Genomic DNA, 16,848 nt, shown 5'->3' with positions numbered 1-16,848 from the left:
GGGGGTGACTGACCATGCCATCCCACACGCCAATTCCGGTGAAGATCCGCCAATATGCGAAGTCCATGCGGCGGGCGCAAACCGAGCCGGAATCGAAACTTTGGAATTGCCTCCGTGCTTACCGACTGATGGGCTTGTCGTTCAAGCGGCAGGTTCCAATCGCCGGTTACATCGTTGATTTCGCCTGTGCTGCGGCTCGCATCATTGTGGAACTCGACGGTTCTCACCACGGTGAAGATCATAGTCAACAGTATGACGGCGCAAGAACCGAACGCCTGAACCGCGACGGGTGGACGGTTTTGCGGTTTTGGAATGACGATGTGCTTCAAGATATCGATGGCGTCTGTCAGCATATCGTCAGCACCGTTTCCGCAGGGAGCCCTGTCCATGAGCCTTGACAACAAGCCCATATACACCGGCGGGTGCCAGTGCGGAGCGGTTCGGTTTCGCGTCGAGGGCAGGGTGGATGACACCTCCATCTGCCATTGCCGGATGTGCCAGAAGGCGTTCGGCAATTTCTATGCGCCGCTTGCATCGGTGCGCGGTGCCCATTTCCAGTGGACGCGCGGCGAACCCAAGCGCTACCAGTCGTCCAATCACGTCAAGCGCGGCTTTTGCGCCGAGTGCGGCACGCCGCTGACCTATGAGGCGCCCGATGGCCTCGCGCTGGCGATCGGTGCTTTCGATCATCCGGAGGAACTTGCGCCTGTCCTGCAATGGGGTCTTGAGGGCAAGTTGCCCTATGTCGACGATCTCGGCGCGCTGCCGGGCTATACGTCGGATGGCGATCCTGAATCGGCTGAATTTCTTAAAACAATGATATCCTATCAGCATCCCGACCATGACACGGATCAATGGCCGCTGGCCGGGGACGGGGAAACGAGCAAGTGACTAAGGAACGCATCTACCTCTTCGACACGACTTTGCGCGACGGCCAGCAGACGCCAGGCATCGATTTTTCGGTCGAGGACAAGAAGGTCATCGCCGCCTTGCTCGATGATTTCGGCTTCGATTATGTCGAAGGCGGCTATCCCGGCGCCAATCCCACCGACACGGCCTTCTTCAGCGAGAAGCGAACAAAGCGCGCGAAGTTCGCGGCTTTCGGCATGACCAAGCGGGCAGGGGTGTCCACCTCCAACGATCCCGGCGTCACGGCGCTGATCCGTTCCGCCGCCGATACGGTCTGCTTCGTCGGCAAAAGCTGGGACTATCACGTGCGCGTGGCGCTCGGCTGCACCAACGAGGAAAACCTTGAAAGCATCGCAGCCTCGGTCACAGCCGCTGTAGAGGCCGGCAAGGAAGCCATCGTCGATTGCGAGCACTTCTTTGACGGCTACAAGGCCAACCCGGCCTATGCGCTGGCTTGCGCGCAAACCGCCTATGACGCCGGCGCGCGCTGGGTCGTGCTCTGCGATACCAATGGCGGTACGCAGCCGGCGGAAGTGGCGACGATCGTGCGCGAGGTGACGAAGTCGATCCCCGGCGATCATCTCGGCATTCATGCCCATAACGACACCGAGCAGGCGGTCGCCAACTCGCTGGCTGCGATCGACGCCGGCGTGCGCCACGTGCAAGGCACGCTCAACGGTATCGGCGAGCGTTGCGGCAATGCCAATCTCGTCACGATCATTCCGACTCTGATGCTGAAGCCTGCCTGGGCGGACCGCTTCGAGACCGGCATCAGCATGGAGAAACTGCGGGGGCTGTCGCGGCTCTCGCGCAGTTTCGACGAATTGCTCAACCGTGCGCCCAACCCGCAGGGCGCATTCGTCGGGACATCCGCGTTCGCCACTAAGGCCGGCATCCACGCCTCGGCCCTGATCAAGGAGCCGGCGACCTACGAACATGTTCCGCCAGAGACCGTCGGCAATCGCCGCAAGGTGATGGTCTCCGACCAGGGCGGCAAGTCCAACTTCATCAATGAGCTGGAGCGCCGCGGCATCAGCGTGGCAAAGTCCGATCCGCGGCTCGACACGCTCATTACCCTCGTCAAGGAACATGAGGCGGAAGGCTATGCCTATGAGGGCGCCGATGCGAGCTTCGAACTTTTGGCGCGGCGCACGCTTGGCACGGTCCCGGAATTCTTCAAGGTCGACTCGTTTCGATGCATGGTCGAACGCCGGTTCGATGCCAACGGCAACATAAAGACGGTCTCGGAAGCGGTGGTGAAGGTCGACGTCGACGGCGAGACCCGTATGTCCGTCGCCGAGGGCCATGGTCCGGTCAACGCACTCGATCTAGCGCTGCGCAAGGATATGGGCCGTTACCAGAACGAGATCGATGATCTTGTGCTCGCTGATTTCAAGGTTCGTATCCTCAATGGCGGCACGGAAGCGATCACGCGCGTTCTGATCGAGTCCACGGATTCAAGCAATGCGCGCTGGTGGACGGTGGGCGTATCCGACAACATCATCGACGCCTCCTTTCAGGCGCTGATGGATTCCATTGTCTACAAGCTGATGAAAAACCGCGATCTCGCTGGCAAGATCGCCGCGGAATAGCTGGAATTCGCTCATAATTTGTTCGAATTGCCGTAAAAAACATCAACTCTCTTGATGTATCGATCAGCCGAATTCAATGGACGCGCCGGGAAGCGAGGACTAGGAGTCGGCGCATCATGACTGAACAGATAGCTTCCAATCGCGCCGTGACCGCTGGCCTTGTCACAACCGAAGGTCCGGGCGGCATGTCCGACGGGAAGAAGGGTTTCATCTTTGCGCTCTCGGCCTATCTGCTCTGGGGCGTCCTTCCCTTCTACCTGAAGTCGGTTGCCCATATGCCGGCGCTGGAAGTGGTGGCGCATCGCATCATCTGGTCTGTACCCATCGCCGCCCTGCTGCTGTGGTGGCTCGGATTGTTCGGCGATCTGAAGGTCGCGCTGACGACGCCCCGGATGCTTTTCATGGCGATGCTGACGGCCTCGCTCATCACGCTTAATTGGGGAACCTATGTTTGGGCCATCGGCAGCGGCCACGCGATCGACACCGCGCTCGGCTACTACATTAACCCGCTGGTGAATGTCGTGCTCGGCGGCATTTTCCTTGGCGAGCGCCTGTCGAAGCCGCAGGCCGTAGCGGTCGGGCTCGCCGCCTGTGCGGTGCTCCTTTTGACGGTCTATTCCGGCGGCTTGCCCTGGATCTCGCTGGTGCTAGCCTTCAGCTTTGGCTTTTACGGCTTCTTCCGCAAGACGTTGCCGATCGGCCCAACGCAGGGTTTCATGCTTGAAGTCCTGCTTTTGTCAGTGCCTTCGCTTGCCTTCATCGCCTGGACCGTCTCGCAGGGCACCAGCCACTTCTTCAATGGCAGCGCCCACGACGTCGGCCTTCTGCTCTTCGCCGGTCCCGCAACGGCGGTGCCGCTCATCCTTTATGCATTCGGCGCCAAGCTGCTGCGCTATACGACGATCGGACTGATGCAGTATATCGCACCGACGATCGTCTTCCTCAGCGCCATCTTCGTCTTCGGCGAGCCGTTCTCGCATATCCAGTTCATCGCCTTTGCGCTGATCTGGACGGCGCTTGCCATCTATACGTGGTCGATGTTGCAGCAAGCCCGCAAGGTGAAGGCGGCTTAACGCCTGTTCCCGCCTATCCTGCGCACGATCAGATAAACCGCCGCCGAAATCGCGAGGGCGATGAAAGCGATGATCCAAAAACCGTGCGCGCTTTCTGCAAGCGGTAGCCCGCCGGTATTCATCCCGAAAAGCCCGCTGATGACCGTGCTTGGCAACAGAACAGCTGTCATCACCGACAAAACGTATAGGAACTGGTTCGACTGGTCGGTGAGCTTGGCCATCAGTTCGTCCTGCAGCAACCGCGCACGCTGCTGCAACTGGTCACCCTCCGCATGCAGAGTTTCGGCTCGCCGCGACAGGGCCTCGATGAGATCGTCCAACTCCTCAGGCAGAGCCCTGCGGTCGGCATGGTCGATATGGCGGAACAGGCTGATCGCCGCAGTCAGATAGCGGTGGAAGACCACGATCTGCCGCCGCACCGGCACCAGGCGCTCCCGTTCGCCCTGCCAGTTTTCGCCGACAATATGATCCTCGATCGAATCGAGCGTTTCCGAAAGCTTGGCAATTTCCGCCTTGAGCAGCTCAAGGAAACGCCGGAAAACCGCATTGAACAAGGTGAGCGGCGATGGAAGCCGGATTTTGCCCCGGCCTATCGCCTGGCGTATGTCGTCGACCGACTGCAGCGGATGGCGCCGCGCGCTGATGAAGAGCCCATCATTGAAGGCGAAGCGGAAATAGCCGAGCTCGCGCGGATCGCCGTAGTGCTCATGCTGGAGATCGGGCAATTCGCCGTAGAGCCAGCCATCATCGAAATTGATCTGGCATTGGTCGCCGGAGGCAAGCAGCACCTCGCGTACGGCCTCGGGCAGGGTGGCGTCGCTTTCGAGGCTGCGCCGTGCTCTCGCATCGGCCAGCGCATAGCTTTTCCACGTCCATACGGCAGGATTGGAAGCGCCAGGATGCGGGATAAGCGCGCCATCCGCGCCGAATGCGTGGCTTATGACAAAGTCATCGCTGGCGAGTTGCTTGCTGTTGGGATCCAAGGCCTTCGTGTCCACCTATCGACCCCTTTTCCGTAGCTACATCCGTTCGATGATCGACTCATCGCCTTCCCGGTCGCCTCGCGCAGCGGCGTTGAGGATCGCCGGCACGATTTCATCCGGGTTTTCTACCACAAGCGGATTGACCAAATGTGACGTATGCACGAACCCTTCGGCCTTCATGTGGTCGATGAGCGCAAGCATCGGATTCCAGAAGCCGTTGACATTGGCAAAGACCATTGGCTTGCGATGCCGCCCGAGCTGGGCCCAGGTCATTATCTCGACGATCTCCTCGACCGTGCCGATGCCCCCGGGCAGCGTGACGAAGGCGTCGGAGCGCTGGAACATCTTGTGCTTGCGCTCGTGCATGTCTTCCGTGACAATCAGCTCGGAAAGCTGGCCAAGCGCGTGTTCGGTGGCTTCCTTGTTCATCAGGAACTTCGGGATGATGCCGGTTACTCGACCGCCCGCGGACATCACACCGTCCGCAACCGCGCCCATGATGCCTTTGGTGCCGCCGCCATAGACGAGTTCAAGCCCGTGTGCGGCAATCGACTTGCCGAGCAGCCTGCCGCTTTGCTTGTAGATCGGATCGCGGCCCGGCGAGGATCCGCAATAGACACAGATGGATCGAATCTTGCTCATGCGACGAGTGGTGCCTCCTGCACCGCCAAACGTCAAGGCGGTAGTAATGCGACAAAAGTTTGCTACCCCAGATTTGTTCTTGATAAGTCTAAAGACTAGTTCTGAATCTAAAGGGTTTTCTTGTAGCATTGGCGAAAAGGCGCTAGACCAAAAAGAGAACAATAGGAATGGGGAACGATGTTCGAGAATAAAATTGCGGTTTTGGGGCTCGGTACTGTCGTTGCCGCTGGGCTCGTCGCCGCTGTCGTGGCGTTGCTGCCAGGTGAGCCGACTTCTGACAAACCCGTAGCGCTTGCGACCAGTCCTGCACAGACACAGCAGCCAGCCGCTGCACCGGCACCGGCCCTGCAACAAGAGGCCAAGGTAGAGAGCCCGGCGCTCCCTGCGGCCAACGCGCCCGCTGCCCAGCCCGATGCTTCGGTTCCGCAAGGCGAAGCGACGATAACATCGAGCGGACCCACATTCGACATTCTTCGCGTCGAACCCTCCGGATCGATCGTTGTTGCCGGCAAGGCGGCAAAGAACGCTACAGTCGATCTTTTGTCCGGATCGCAGATCGTCGGCACCGGCAAGGCGACGGATACCGGCGACTTTGTCATCGCACTCGATACGCCGTTGAAACCCGGCGACTATCAGCTTGTGCTGCGCTCGACACTGCCCGATGGCAGCGCGCTGACATCGCTTGAGACCGCCATTGTTTCCATACCCGAGAACAAGTCCGGCCAGGTGCTTGCGCTCGTCGAGCAGTCCGGGCAACCGAGCCGCATGATCACGACGCCGCAAGCTACGGCACCGGCTGCACCGGCCGAAGCGCAGACGGCAACGGCGACCGCCGCCTCGCCGGACGGCGACAAGCCCGCCGCGCCCGCCGAGAGGGCTCTCGTCGCCGTCGAGGCCGTCGAGATCGAGGGCAACAAGATTTTCATTGCCGGCACCTCGGAGCCAGGCTCGACAGTCAAGCTCTATGCCAATGACGATCCGCTCGGAACGACGAAGACAGCGCCAAATGGCCGCTTCCTGCTGCAGACGGTGCAGGAACTTGCGGTCGGCGACTACATCATCCGCGCCGAAATGATGGGCCGGGATGGCATGACCATAATCGCGCGTGCGGCGGTACCGTTCAAACGCGAGGCGGGTGAACGTGTCGCAGCCATTGCCGATGCCACGCCCGGTGACAGCGCCACCGGCGCCGTTCCACAAGGCACGGATCCGGCAGCGCAGAACAGCGAGGCGCCGCTTAAAAATGTAGACGGTTCCGTCATCATTCGGCGGGGCGACAATCTCTGGCGGATTTCCCGCCGCACCTATGGCGCGGGCGTTCGCTACACGACGATCTACCTTGCCAACAAGGAGCAGATCCGCAACCCGAACAAGATCTTCCCCGGTCAGGTCTTCACCTTGCCGGATCAGGAAAAATCAGCTGTCGAGTGACATGATTGCGCTATCCCGGCCCCACAGGCCGGAATAGCGTTTTTACTTTTCGGCTTGCTTTGGAAATATATATCGTTTATCGCCGATAAACGATGAATTGTACCAATCCGTTTGAACGCTCTCTGTCGGACACGGAAACCGCCCGGATCCTTGCCGCGCTTGCTCATCCGGCGCGCTTGCGCATCGTCCGGCAGCTCGCCTGTCTCGACCGCTCCTGTTGCAAGGATATCGTCGCGCAGCTTGACCTTGCGCAGTCGACGGTCTCGCAGCATCTGAAAATTCTCGTCGAAGCCGGCCTTGTCCGCTATCAGCCCTCAGGCCAGAGCTCGCACTACAGTATCAATCCGGATGCATTCGTCACCGTTGCCGCGTTTGTCAGCGACATGGCGAGCCTTTGCTGTTCCGATGAAGGGATGGTTCGGGGCCGTGCCTCGCTGCACCCCGCGATCCACAAGGAATAAAAGTGGCCAACAAGACCGTTTCCGCCGACTCTGGAAAGACACTCCAGACCATACGCAATCTCTGGCCATACATGTGGCCGATGGAGCGGCCGGACCTGCGCATGCGCGTGATCTGGGCCACGGTCTATCTCGTCATTTCCAAGGTCGTTCTGATCCTTGTTCCGTATTTCTTCAAATGGGCGACCAATGCGCTCAATGGCAAGTTCGAGCCCTCGGACCTCGTGCCGGCGCTGCTCGTTGGCCCGCTTATGCTGGTCGCAGCTTATAATCTGGCGCGTATCGTCCAGGCAGGCCTCAACCAGTTGCGCGACGCCCTGTTTGCCAGCGTCGGCCAGTACGCCGTGCGAAAACTTGCTTATAAGACCTTCGTGCATATGCATGATTTGTCGTTGCGCTTTCACGTCGAACGGCGCACGGGCGGCCTTTCGCGCATCATCGAGCGCGGGACCAAGGGCATCGAAACGATTGTCCGGTTCACGATCCTGAACACGGCGCCGACGATCCTCGAATTCCTCATGACGGCGGTGATCTTCGCCGTGACCTATGGTTTCTCCTATGTCGCCGTGGTCGTTGCCACGGTCTGGCTCTATACGTGGTTTACCGTCCGTGCCAGCGATTGGCGCATCGGCATACGCCGTGACATGAACGCTTCCGATACGGACGCCAACTCCAAGGCGATCGACTCGCTGCTCAATTTCGAGACGGTCAAATATTTCGGCAACGAGGCCATGGAGGCCAAGCGCTTCGACGGAGCGATGGCGCGCTATGAAGTGTCGGCGACCCGCATCTGGACCTCGCTCGGCTGGCTCAACTTCGGTCAGGCCGTCATCTTCGGCGTCGGCATGGCGGTAATGATGATCATGTCGGGCAGGGAGGTTCTCGCCGGCACGCAGACGCTGGGTGACTTCGTCTTCATCAACGCCATGCTGATGCAGCTGTCGATCCCGCTCAATTTCATCGGCTTCATCTATCGAGAGGTGCGCCAGGGCCTGACCGACATCGAGCAGATGTTCGATCTTCTGGATGTGGAACAGGAGGTCCAGGACAGCCCGGACGCGCGGCCGCTTGACATTGAGCGCGGGTCCGTCCGCTTTGACAATGTTCACTTTGCCTATGACCCGAAGCGCCCCATCCTGAAGGGCGTCAGTTTCGAGGTCCCGGCCGGCAAGACGATTGCCATCGTTGGGCCTTCCGGCGCGGGGAAATCGACTCTGTCCCGGCTGCTATTCCGCTTTTACGATATCCAGAGCGGCTCGATCAGCGTTGACGGGCAGGACATTCGCGACGTTACGCAGGAAAGCCTGCGCGCCGCCATCGGCATGGTGCCGCAGGATACGGTGCTGTTCAATGACACCATTGCCTACAATATCCGTTATGGCCGGATCGCAGCAAGCGATGAGGAAATGCGCAACGCCGCTGAACTTGCTCAGATCGGTCCGTTCATCCAGACATTGCCGGACGGCTACGAGTCGATGGTCGGCGAGCGTGGGCTGAAGCTTTCCGGCGGCGAAAAACAGCGTGTCGCCATTGCCCGGACGATCCTGAAGGCCCCGCCGATTCTCATCCTAGACGAGGCGACGTCAGCGCTTGATAGCGCCACGGAACATGAAATCCAGTCGGCGCTCGATCTTGTCAGCCGCAACCGTACGACGCTGGTCATTGCCCATCGTCTTTCGACCGTCATCGGCGCCGATGAAATCATCGTCCTCAAAGATGGAGTGATTGCCGAGCGTGGCACGCACCTGACGCTGCTTGCCCGCGGCGGCCTCTATGCTTCCATGTGGAATCGCCAGCGCGAAGCCACCGAGGCCGAGGAGCGGCTGCGCCGTGTGCGCGAGGAAGACGACCTTGGCGTGGTCCTGCGCGGCGAGCCGGCAGCATAGCGGTTTCAGTGAACTGGCGAGCGAAGCGTTTGCCCCGGCCTCCAATCTCCGATAAGTAACGCGCGAAACGCATTGGCGCGTCTTGGGTTTCGCGTGTGCGTTACCGGGACCAGCAGGAAGCAACGAATGAGCCTTGTCGATACCATCCGCAATACATTTGTGCCGATTCATCGGGAGGGATATCCGTTTATCGCCGGTTTTGCCGGTGCGACGATCATTCTCGGCTATTTCTGGGAGCCGTTGTTCTGGATCGGCTTCGTGCTGACGGCCTGGTGCATCTATTTCTATCGTGACCCGCAGCGCGTGACGCCTATCGACGACAAGCTGGTCATAAGCTCGGCGGATGGAATTGTTTCAGCGGTGGGCCCAGCCGTGCCCCCACGCGAACTCGGCCTCGGCACCGGCGAGATGACGCGCATTTCCGTGTTCATGAACGTTTTCTCTTGTCACATCAATCGCGCACCGGTGCGCGGACGCATCAAGACGATCGTTCACAAGCCGGGCAAGTTTTTGAATGCCGAGCTCGACAAGGCGAGCGCCGAGAACGAGCGCAACAGCCTCCTGATCGAAAGCCCGAATGGCGAGGTCGCCGTGGTGCAGATCGCCGGACTGGTTGCGCGCCGCATCGTGTGCTGGGCTGACGAGAACAAAGCGCTGTCGATCGGTGAGCGTTTCGGGCTCATCCGCTTCGGCTCGCGGGTGGATGTCTATCTTCCCCAGGGCTTTACCCCCCGCGTTGCAATTGGCCAGATGGCGGTTGGCGGCGAGACCGTCATCGCCGAATTCGGCGGGGCGGCGAGCGCGCCGCTGGTGCGGCTCAGCTGAGGTTGCGGCATGAACGACATCGAATCCGATCCGCTGTTTGACGACAAGCCTCGGGCACACGAACCGCGGGGCAGGCGCATTCCGCTGCGCTATCTCGTCCCGAATGTCATTACTGTGCTTGCCATCTGTGCCGGGCTGACGGGCATTAGGCTCGCCTTCGAGAACCGCTTCGAACTCGCCGTCGCTATGGTGCTGCTTGCCGCCTTTCTCGATGGCATTGACGGACGTATCGCCCGCATGATGAAGGGATCGAGCAATTTCGGCGCCCAGATGGATTCGCTCGCCGATATCGTCAATTTCGGCGTTGCGCCGGCCCTCGTGCTTTATGCCTATATGCTCGATCAGGCGCGGTCCTTCGGCTGGATCGCGGCGCTGCTCTATTGCATCGCCTGCTGTCTGCGCCTTGCCCGTTTCAACGTAATGCTCGACGCCGTCGGCCAGCCGGGCTGGCAAAAGAACTTTTTTACAGGCGTGCCAGCACCCGCCGGCGCGCTTCTGGTAATGCTGCCGGTCTATCTCGGCTTTCTCGGACTTGCCCCGACGCGGGCTCTCGCTTTCGGGGCGGCGGCCTACACCGTGATTGTCGCGAGCCTGATGATCAGCCGTCTGCCGGTCTATAGCGGCAAGGCGGCGGGCACGAAGCTGCGCTCCGACTGGGTGATGCCGATTTTCCTGTTCATCGTCGTCTATGTGGCGTTCCTGATGAGCTACACATGGCAGACGCTGACACTCACGACGATCGCCTTCTTCATCAGCCTGCCTTTCAGCACACGCGCCTGGAAGCGCTTTGAAGCGGCGGATGCACTCAGCGCCGCCACCGCTTCTCCAAACAACGAGGCCGAAGCCGCATCGTCATGAGGCTGGGTTTATCGTCGTGAAGCTTTAGGTTTTCGGCCGTTACTGGCCTAAGCCTGCCGTCATCGGTCCCCACCGTCGTTATCCGGTCGCACCGCCGTTACCGGTCCCCGCGGTCGTTCCCGCACTGGCGGCCCTGCCGCCGCCCGTTCAACGGCTCCCCTTTCGTCACCCGTTCGCACCGCCGTTACCCGGTCGCACTGCCGTCGTTCCCTGCCTGGCGCCCCTGCCGGCGCCCCGCTCAACGGCTCCCATTGCCGTCATCCGCTCCCCCCGCCGTCATCCTCGGGCGCTTGACCCGAGGATCCATCTTGGACGCTGTTGACCACACAAAAACGAAGATTGGTCCTCCGGTAAAAGCCGAGGATCCCGGCGGAGAGGAGGGCGATGTGAAATCAATGCCTTCCGGCAGAACGATGTAAAAGTGGCAAAGACCGCAATCGAGCACGCGGCGGATCTGCTTTTCGGTGCGTATCAGCGGATAAATGTGCTTGATCGCCCGCGCATTGGCTTCTAATTCTCTGCGAAAAGCCGTGCTCCGAGCCGGCAGAAAATGGCAACAACGCCTGCTCGACCGATACGGATACTCTAGCTGGGATCGTTGTAGCTCAGAAGCTTGCCTTCGCGCACGTCATAGAGTTTGCCGGTGACATCGAGTGCCGGGTCGAGCATAAGCGCGATCTGGGCCGCAACGTCGCCCGGCGTCGGCAAGGTTTCCGGATCTTCGCCCGGCATCGCCTGGGCGCGCATTGCCGTGCGGGTTGCGCCGGGATTGACCGAATTGATGCGAAGGCGCGTCTGGCGAGTCTCCTCGGCCCAGCTGCGCGCCATCACCTCGACGGCGGCCTTGGAAGCGGCATAGGGACCCCAATAGGCTCTCGCCGTATGGGCGACGCCTGAGGAAAGGAACAGCGCACGGCCGGCATCCGAGAGTTTCAGGAGCGGATCAGTGGTGCGGATCAGGCGCCATACGCTCGACACGTTGATCGCCATCAGCTTGTCGAACACCTTCGCTTCCACATGGCCGATCGGTGATATCGTGCCGAGGAAACCGGCGTTCGCCACCATGATGTCGAGTTTCCCCCAACGCTCGTGGATCGAGCCGCCGAGCCGGTCGATGGCTGGCATGTCGGTGAGGTCGAGCGGCACCAACGTCGCGGTACCGCCCGCGCTCTTGATCTCGTCGTCGAGATCCTCGAGCCCGCCGACTGTCCGGGCGACGGCGATGACATGGGCGCCGCGTGCGGCAAGGTCCTTCGCCAGAAAATAGCCGATGCCGCGGGATGCGCCAGTGACAAGCGCAAGCTTGCCGTCCAGCCGGAAACTGCCGTCAGAAATCATTGTGTCGTGAACTCAACCGTTATTTGCGAGAAGCGAGAGCTTGTGGACGTTGCTCGGACCGTCCTTGTCGAGAAGGCGGGTCGGATAGTCGCCAGTAAAATAGTGATCGGTGAACAGCGGCGCACGGGAATCGCGCGGCTGGCCGCTGACGGCTTTGTAGAGACCGTCGATCGACAGGAACGCCAGCGAATCCGCGCCGATGTAACGGCACATGGCGTCGAGATCGGCGTATTGGTTGGCGAGGAGCTTGTCGGCGTCCGGCGTGTCGATGCCATAGAAATCCGGGTGGAAGATCATCGGGCTCGCGACGCGGATATGAACTTCGCTCGCCCCGGCATCGCGGATCATCTGCACGATCTTGACCGACGTTGTCCCGCGCACAATCGAATCGTCGATGAGAACGACGCGCTTGCCTTCGATGATGGCACGATTGGCCGAATGCTTCAGCTTCACGCCGAAAGCGCGGATCGACTGCGTCGGCTCGATAAAGGTGCGTCCGACATAGTGGTTGCGGATGATACCGAGCTCGAACGGGATGCCGCTGGCCTGGGCAAAGCCGATCGCGGCGGGTGTGCCGCCATCTGGAACCGGCACGACGACGTCGGCCTCAAGCGGCGCTTCCTTGGCAAGGTTGATGCCCATGTTCTTGCGCGCGGTATAGACGTTGCGGCCGCCGACGACGGAGTCGGGACGGGCGAAATACACATATTCGAACAGGCAGAGCCGCTCCTGCTTCGGAGCCTGGGGCTTGAAGGCGTCGATGCTGATCGAGCCGTCCGGCTGGATCTCGCAAACGACGACTTCACCGTTCTCCACGTCGCGGATGAACTTCGCGCCAATGATGTCGAGCGCGCAGGTCTCGGATGCGAATATAGGCTTGCCGTCGAGTTCGCCCATGACGAGCGGGCGGATGCCGATCGGATCACGCGCGGCAATCAGCTTGGTGCGGGTGAGGGCGAGCATCGCATAGCCGCCTTCCATCTGGCGGATCGCATCGATAAAGCGATCGCTGGACGAGGCGTGGCGCGAGCGCGCGATAAGGTGGAGGACGACCTCCGTATCGGAATTCGACTGGCAGATCGCACCGTCGGCGATCAGCTGGCGGCGCAGGGTCAGGCCATTGGTGAAATTGCCGTTATGGGCGATGGCGATGCCGCCGACTTCAAGCTCGGCGAGGAGCGGCTGCACGTTGCGCAGAACCGTGTCGCCCGTCGTCGAATAGCGCACATGGCCGATGGCCCTGTCGCCCGGCAATTGGGCAAGCGTGGCGGGGTTGGTGTAGTGATCGCCGACAAGGCCCATGCGCCGTTCCGAGCAGAACTGGCGTCCGTCGTAGGAAACGATACCGGCAGCTTCCTGCCCGCGGTGCTGCAGCGCATGCAATCCCAGCGCCGTCAGCGTGGCCGCATCGGTGTGCCCCAAAATGCCAAACACACCGCACTCTTCATGCAGTGTGTCGTCATCGAGGGACATCAATTGGGTATCGTCACGAGAAATGTCGGTCATTACCGCCAGCCTTTCGCCGCAGATTCAATTGAGCCTAATTCATATTATGCCATAGGAGGCAATCGACTAACAGGGCAGGACCCGCGTCCACGTGTCAATCGAAGCCCCTATATGGTGTATAAGCGCCAAGACTCCAAGTCACTGGTTTGTCGCACCACCTTCCGGCGGGATATCTTCCTTGGGTTCCGGCGCAGTCGTCGCGTCGGGCGATGCTTCCGGCGCGGTCGTGCCGGGTTTCAGCCGCTTCAGGATGGTCGATTCGGGATCTTCCGGCAGAAGGCCGACAAGTTTTGCCCCAAGCTGGTCGATCATCGGCTTCGATTTGGCGTTTCCAACCCAGGCTGGCTGGTTTTCCGGCACGAGCCAGTTGAAGAACAGCATGGCGACGACAACGAGAAGTATGCCGCGCGCTGCGCCAAACAGGAAGCCGAGCGTGCGGTCAAGCGCGCCGATGCGGCTGTCGATGATGAAATCGGCAATCTTCATGGTTATAATGGACACGACGATCAGCGTGACGACGAAGACAAGGCCCGCCGCTGCAATCTGCACGATGGTGTCGTTGCTGATGTACGGTGTAAGGAAGGGAACAACAGGCTTGTAAAAGAGATAGGCGGCCGCTGCCGCCGCTGCCCAGGAAACAACCGACAGCACTTCGCGCGAAAATCCGCGCACCATGGCGAGGACCGCCGATACGAGGGTGATGCCCAATAGAATTCCGTCAAGCAACGTAATCGGCATTTACTTTCATCCCCATGTCACTGCCCGATGGCCCCATCCGGTCAGTCTGCGCGTTGTTTCTTGCCTGGTCCCGAAGCCGCGATCCGGGCCACAAGGTCCGGCAACGAAGCCGTTTCGGTCAGAGCGGCATTGCCGTTCTTGGCAACATCGTTGCTTCCCTTGGGAAGAACCGCCTGCTTGAAGCCAAGCTTATCTGCTTCTTTCAGTCTCTGTACAGCATGTGCAACCGGGCGCACGGCGCCCGATAGGCTGACTTCGCCGAAATAGACGCAATCGGCCGGAAGGGCAATACCGGCGATGGAGGAAACCAGCGCAGAGGCGACGGCGAGATCAGCGGCCGGTTCAGTAATGCGATAACCGCCGGCAACGTTCAGATAAACGTCATGCTGGCCGAACCGAACGCCGCAATGGGCTTCGAGCACGGCGAGAATCATCGACAGGCGGTTGCCGTCCCATCCGACGACCGCGCGCCGCGGCGTTCCGAGCGTCGACGGCGCAACGAGCGCCTGGATCTCGACGAGGATCGGGCGCGTGCCCTCCATGCCTGCAAATACCGCTGCGCCCGGGGATTTTTCGTTGCGCTCGCCGAGGAAAAGCTCGGATGGGTTCGCAACTTCCCGCAGGCCGCGGTCGGACATTTCGAAAACGCCGATCTCGTCAGTGGGTCCGAAGCGGTTCTTCACCGTGCGCAGGATACGGTAGTGATGGCCGCCTTCACCCTCGAAATAGAGCACGGCATCGACCATGTGCTCGACGACGCGCGGACCGGCAATCTGGCCTTCCTTGGTCACGTGGCCGACGAGAACGACGGCGGCGCCGGTCTGCTTGGCATAGCGGATCATCGCCTGTGCGCCGGCGCGTACCTGCGTCACCGTGCCGGGCGCCGAATCGGCCGCGTCCGTCCAAAGGGTCTGGATCGAGTCGATAATGATGAGGTCGGGGCGCTTCGAATCGGCGATAGTCGCCAGAATGTCCTCGACATTGGTCTCGGCCGCTAGCTGTACGTCGGTGTCCGCAGCGCCAAGGCGCTGTGCGCGCAACCTGATCTGCGCCACCGCCTCTTCACCCGAGACGTAGACGACGCGGTTGCCACGCCGCGCCAGCGCCGCTGCCGCCTGCGTCAGCAATGTGGACTTGCCGATACCTGGATCGCCGCCGACGAGAATGGCGGAACCGCGTACGAATCCGCCGCCGGTCACCCGGTCGAGTTCGCCGATCCCGGAGCGGATACGCGGCGCATCTTCGATCTCGCCAGACAGGCTGGTGAGGGCAACGGCTCGCCCCTTGCGGGTTGAAAGGCGTCCCGGGCCGCTCCCGATCCCGCCGGAGGTGCCTTCCTCGACCAGCGTGTTCCACTCACCGCACTCGTCGCACTTCCCCGCCCAGCGTGAATGCACAGCGCCGCAGTTCTGGCAGATGAATTGAACCCGGGCCTTCGCCATCAGCTGCGCTTTCCCGAATGGAGATAGCGGCGGTGATAGCGATTGCCGAGGCCGGTGAGCATCTCATAGCCAATGGTGCCGGCGGCGCGCGCGGCCTCATCGAGAGCAATGTTGGGGCCGATCAGTTCGATGAAGTCCCCGGGCTTTACGGCGTCTGCCGGAAGGTCCGTCACATCGAATGAGGTAAGGTCCATGGTGACGCGCCCGATCACCCGCACTTTCTGGCCGGCGATGAATCCTTCGCCGCCCTTGGCGACAGTGCTGCGTAGCGGCACGCCGCTCCCCGACGCCGAGCGAAGATAGCCATCGGCGTAGCCGACCGAACAGATCGCAATCCGCGTATCACGCTCGAGCGTCGCGGTGGCGCCGTAACCGACCGTCTCCCCCTTGCGGCCGTTACGGATTTGTACGATGCGCGCCTCTACCGTCACCACCGGACGCATCGGATTGGCAACGCCGAAGAGTGGTTCGCCGCCATACATAGCGACGCCGGGGCGACTCAAATCGAAGCCCGTATGCAGTGTGTGAAAAACGCCAGGCGAGTTGGCGATACTTGACTGAATGCCTTTGAAAGCGGCTCGAAGCTTTTGAAATGATTCAAATTGCTTGGCCGTCAAGGCGTGGGCTGTGTCGTCGGCCGCCGCAAGATGGGTAATCAGGAGCACCGGGGGCGGTGCGCCGGGCCTTGCGGCATATGCCAGCGCCTCGTCAACCGTCAGCCCGAGGCGATTCATGCCGGTATCTACATTCAAGGCGAATGGCAGCGGCTCGGGACGACCAGAATTTGCGCGCTCCCAAAGCTCGATTTCGTGGGGCGATCCGAGAACCGGGACGAGGTCCGATTGCTCGTAGGCGGGAAATGCGCCCTCGAAAAATCCGTTGAGGACGAAGACGCGCGCATCCGGGGCAACAGCTTTGACCCGCAAACCTTCTTCTGCAAGCGCAACGAAGAAGCTGCGGCAGCCAGCCTGCCAGAGGGCGGGCACGACATGCACGATCCCGAGCCCATAAGCGTCGGCCTTGACCACGGCGGATGTTTCGGCGGGCTTCGATTTCTCCGCGAGCAGTTGCCAGTTGGCAATGAGAGCATCGAGGTCGATGGTCAGGCGCCCGCCGGCCAGCCGCGGGTCGGCGCCGGTCGTGGTCACATTGGTCTTGTTGTTCAAA

16 protein-coding genes are annotated in these 16,848 nt (G+C 61.0%); 9 read left to right on the top strand and 7 right to left on the bottom strand.

Annotation, left to right across the window (positions count from 1 at the left end; translation table 11 throughout):
* Positions 1–14 precede the first annotated feature (14 nt).
* The 4 genes from GF108_RS09630 to rarD all read left to right on the top strand — a co-directional run bounded on the left by GF108_RS09630 (position 15) and on the right by rarD (position 3,574).
* Positions 15–398: an endonuclease domain-containing protein gene (locus GF108_RS09630; protein ID WP_153667779.1), complete on the top strand. Its 384-nt coding sequence runs from the start codon at positions 15–17 to the stop codon at positions 396–398.
* On the top strand, positions 388–891 hold the full coding sequence (locus tag GF108_RS09625) for a GFA family protein (RefSeq protein ID WP_153667778.1): 504 nt from the start codon (positions 388–390) through the stop codon (positions 889–891). Before GF108_RS09630 ends, GF108_RS09625 begins: the two co-directional genes overlap by 11 nt.
* Positions 888–2,501, top strand: coding sequence for a citramalate synthase (gene cimA, locus GF108_RS09620; RefSeq protein WP_370462120.1), 1,614 nt, complete (start codon positions 888–890; stop codon positions 2,499–2,501). The genes GF108_RS09625 and cimA overlap by 4 nt, the downstream gene beginning before the upstream one ends.
* A gap of 116 nt (positions 2,502–2,617) precedes the next feature.
* Positions 2,618–3,574, top strand: a complete 957-nt coding sequence (gene rarD, locus GF108_RS09615; protein ID WP_370462119.1) for an EamA family transporter RarD — start codon at positions 2,618–2,620, stop codon at positions 3,572–3,574.
* On the opposite strand, the gene GF108_RS09610 is transcribed toward rarD, so the two are convergent.
* Positions 3,571–4,572, bottom strand: coding sequence for a CorA family divalent cation transporter (locus tag GF108_RS09610; protein WP_153667776.1), 1,002 nt, complete (start codon positions 4,570–4,572; stop codon positions 3,571–3,573). The genes rarD and GF108_RS09610 overlap by 4 nt on opposite strands.
* A gap of 21 nt (positions 4,573–4,593) precedes the next feature.
* Positions 4,594–5,199, bottom strand: coding sequence for a TIGR00730 family Rossman fold protein (locus GF108_RS09605; RefSeq protein WP_153667775.1), 606 nt, complete (start codon positions 5,197–5,199; stop codon positions 4,594–4,596).
* A 177-nt stretch (positions 5,200–5,376) separates the two neighbouring features.
* Between GF108_RS09605 and GF108_RS09600 the strand changes: the two genes are divergently transcribed.
* The 5 genes from GF108_RS09600 (at position 5,377) to pssA (ending at position 10,657) form a co-directional block, all read left to right on the top strand.
* Positions 5,377–6,630, top strand: a complete 1,254-nt coding sequence (locus tag GF108_RS09600) for a LysM peptidoglycan-binding domain-containing protein (RefSeq protein ID WP_153667774.1) — start codon at positions 5,377–5,379, stop codon at positions 6,628–6,630.
* Between the two features lie 92 nt (positions 6,631–6,722).
* Entirely contained in the window at positions 6,723–7,091 is a 369-nt protein-coding gene (locus GF108_RS09595; protein WP_153667773.1) for a helix-turn-helix transcriptional regulator, read from the top strand.
* Positions 7,092–7,093: 2 nt separating this feature from the next.
* Positions 7,094–8,974 (top strand): ABC transporter ATP-binding protein/permease, encoded by a 1,881-nt coding sequence (locus GF108_RS09590; protein ID WP_370462118.1) that lies wholly within the window; start codon positions 7,094–7,096, stop codon positions 8,972–8,974.
* A 93-nt stretch (positions 8,975–9,067) separates the two neighbouring features.
* Positions 9,068–9,799, top strand: a complete 732-nt coding sequence (locus GF108_RS09585; RefSeq protein ID WP_370462150.1) for a phosphatidylserine decarboxylase — start codon at positions 9,068–9,070, stop codon at positions 9,797–9,799.
* 9 nt (positions 9,800–9,808) lie between these two features.
* A complete protein-coding gene (gene pssA / locus GF108_RS09580) occupies positions 9,809–10,657 on the top strand; it encodes a CDP-diacylglycerol--serine O-phosphatidyltransferase (protein ID WP_153667771.1) in 849 nt (282 codons plus the stop codon).
* A 585-nt stretch (positions 10,658–11,242) separates the two neighbouring features.
* On the opposite strand, the gene GF108_RS09575 is transcribed toward pssA, so the two are convergent.
* The 5 genes from GF108_RS09575 to alr all read right to left on the bottom strand — a co-directional run bounded on the left by GF108_RS09575 (position 11,243) and on the right by alr (position 16,847).
* Positions 11,243–11,995: an SDR family NAD(P)-dependent oxidoreductase gene (locus GF108_RS09575; protein WP_153667770.1), complete on the bottom strand. Its 753-nt coding sequence runs from the start codon at positions 11,993–11,995 to the stop codon at positions 11,243–11,245.
* A gap of 12 nt (positions 11,996–12,007) precedes the next feature.
* Entirely contained in the window at positions 12,008–13,501 is a 1,494-nt protein-coding gene (purF, locus tag GF108_RS09570) for an amidophosphoribosyltransferase (RefSeq protein WP_172982605.1), read from the bottom strand.
* A gap of 138 nt (positions 13,502–13,639) precedes the next feature.
* Positions 13,640–14,239, bottom strand: coding sequence for a CvpA family protein (locus GF108_RS09565; RefSeq protein WP_027229810.1), 600 nt, complete (start codon positions 14,237–14,239; stop codon positions 13,640–13,642).
* A gap of 41 nt (positions 14,240–14,280) precedes the next feature.
* A complete protein-coding gene (gene radA, locus GF108_RS09560; RefSeq protein ID WP_153667769.1) occupies positions 14,281–15,681 on the bottom strand; it encodes a DNA repair protein RadA in 1,401 nt (466 codons plus the stop codon).
* Complete coding sequence (gene alr / locus GF108_RS09555) at positions 15,681–16,847, bottom strand: alanine racemase (RefSeq protein ID WP_153667768.1); 1,167 nt, start codon at positions 16,845–16,847, stop codon at positions 15,681–15,683. The genes radA and alr overlap by 1 nt, the downstream gene beginning before the upstream one ends.
* Between the last annotated feature and the right edge of the window lies 1 nt (position 16,848).

Origin of the sequence: Phyllobacterium sp. SYP-B3895, from assembly GCF_009647635.1 — a bacterium.
Classification (GTDB): Bacteria; Pseudomonadota; Alphaproteobacteria; order Rhizobiales; family Rhizobiaceae; genus Phyllobacterium; species Phyllobacterium pellucidum.
The sequence above is the reverse complement of the archived record's forward strand: the minus strand, read 5'-3'. Positions and strand labels throughout refer to the sequence as shown.

Coding starts and splice junctions, on each gene's coding strand:
- rarD (WP_370462119.1), top strand. CDS start 2,618: ATGACTGAACAGATAGCTTCCAATCGCGCCGTGACCGCTGGCCTTGTC.
- GF108_RS09565 (WP_027229810.1), bottom strand. CDS start 14,239: ATGCCGATTACGTTGCTTGACGGAATTCTATTGGGCATCACCCTCGTA.
- GF108_RS09605 (WP_153667775.1), bottom strand. CDS start 5,199: ATGAGCAAGATTCGATCCATCTGTGTCTATTGCGGATCCTCGCCGGGC.
- GF108_RS09600 (WP_153667774.1), top strand. CDS start 5,377: ATGTTCGAGAATAAAATTGCGGTTTTGGGGCTCGGTACTGTCGTTGCC.
- GF108_RS09575 (WP_153667770.1), bottom strand. CDS start 11,995: ATGATTTCTGACGGCAGTTTCCGGCTGGACGGCAAGCTTGCGCTTGTC.
- GF108_RS09595 (WP_153667773.1), top strand. CDS start 6,723: ATGAATTGTACCAATCCGTTTGAACGCTCTCTGTCGGACACGGAAACC.
- GF108_RS09625 (WP_153667778.1), top strand. CDS start 388: ATGAGCCTTGACAACAAGCCCATATACACCGGCGGGTGCCAGTGCGGA.
- purF (WP_172982605.1), bottom strand. CDS start 13,501: ATGACCGACATTTCTCGTGACGATACCCAATTGATGTCCCTCGATGAC.
- radA (WP_153667769.1), bottom strand. CDS start 15,681: ATGGCGAAGGCCCGGGTTCAATTCATCTGCCAGAACTGCGGCGCTGTG.
- pssA (WP_153667771.1), top strand. CDS start 9,809: ATGAACGACATCGAATCCGATCCGCTGTTTGACGACAAGCCTCGGGCA.
- GF108_RS09630 (WP_153667779.1), top strand. CDS start 15: ATGCCATCCCACACGCCAATTCCGGTGAAGATCCGCCAATATGCGAAG.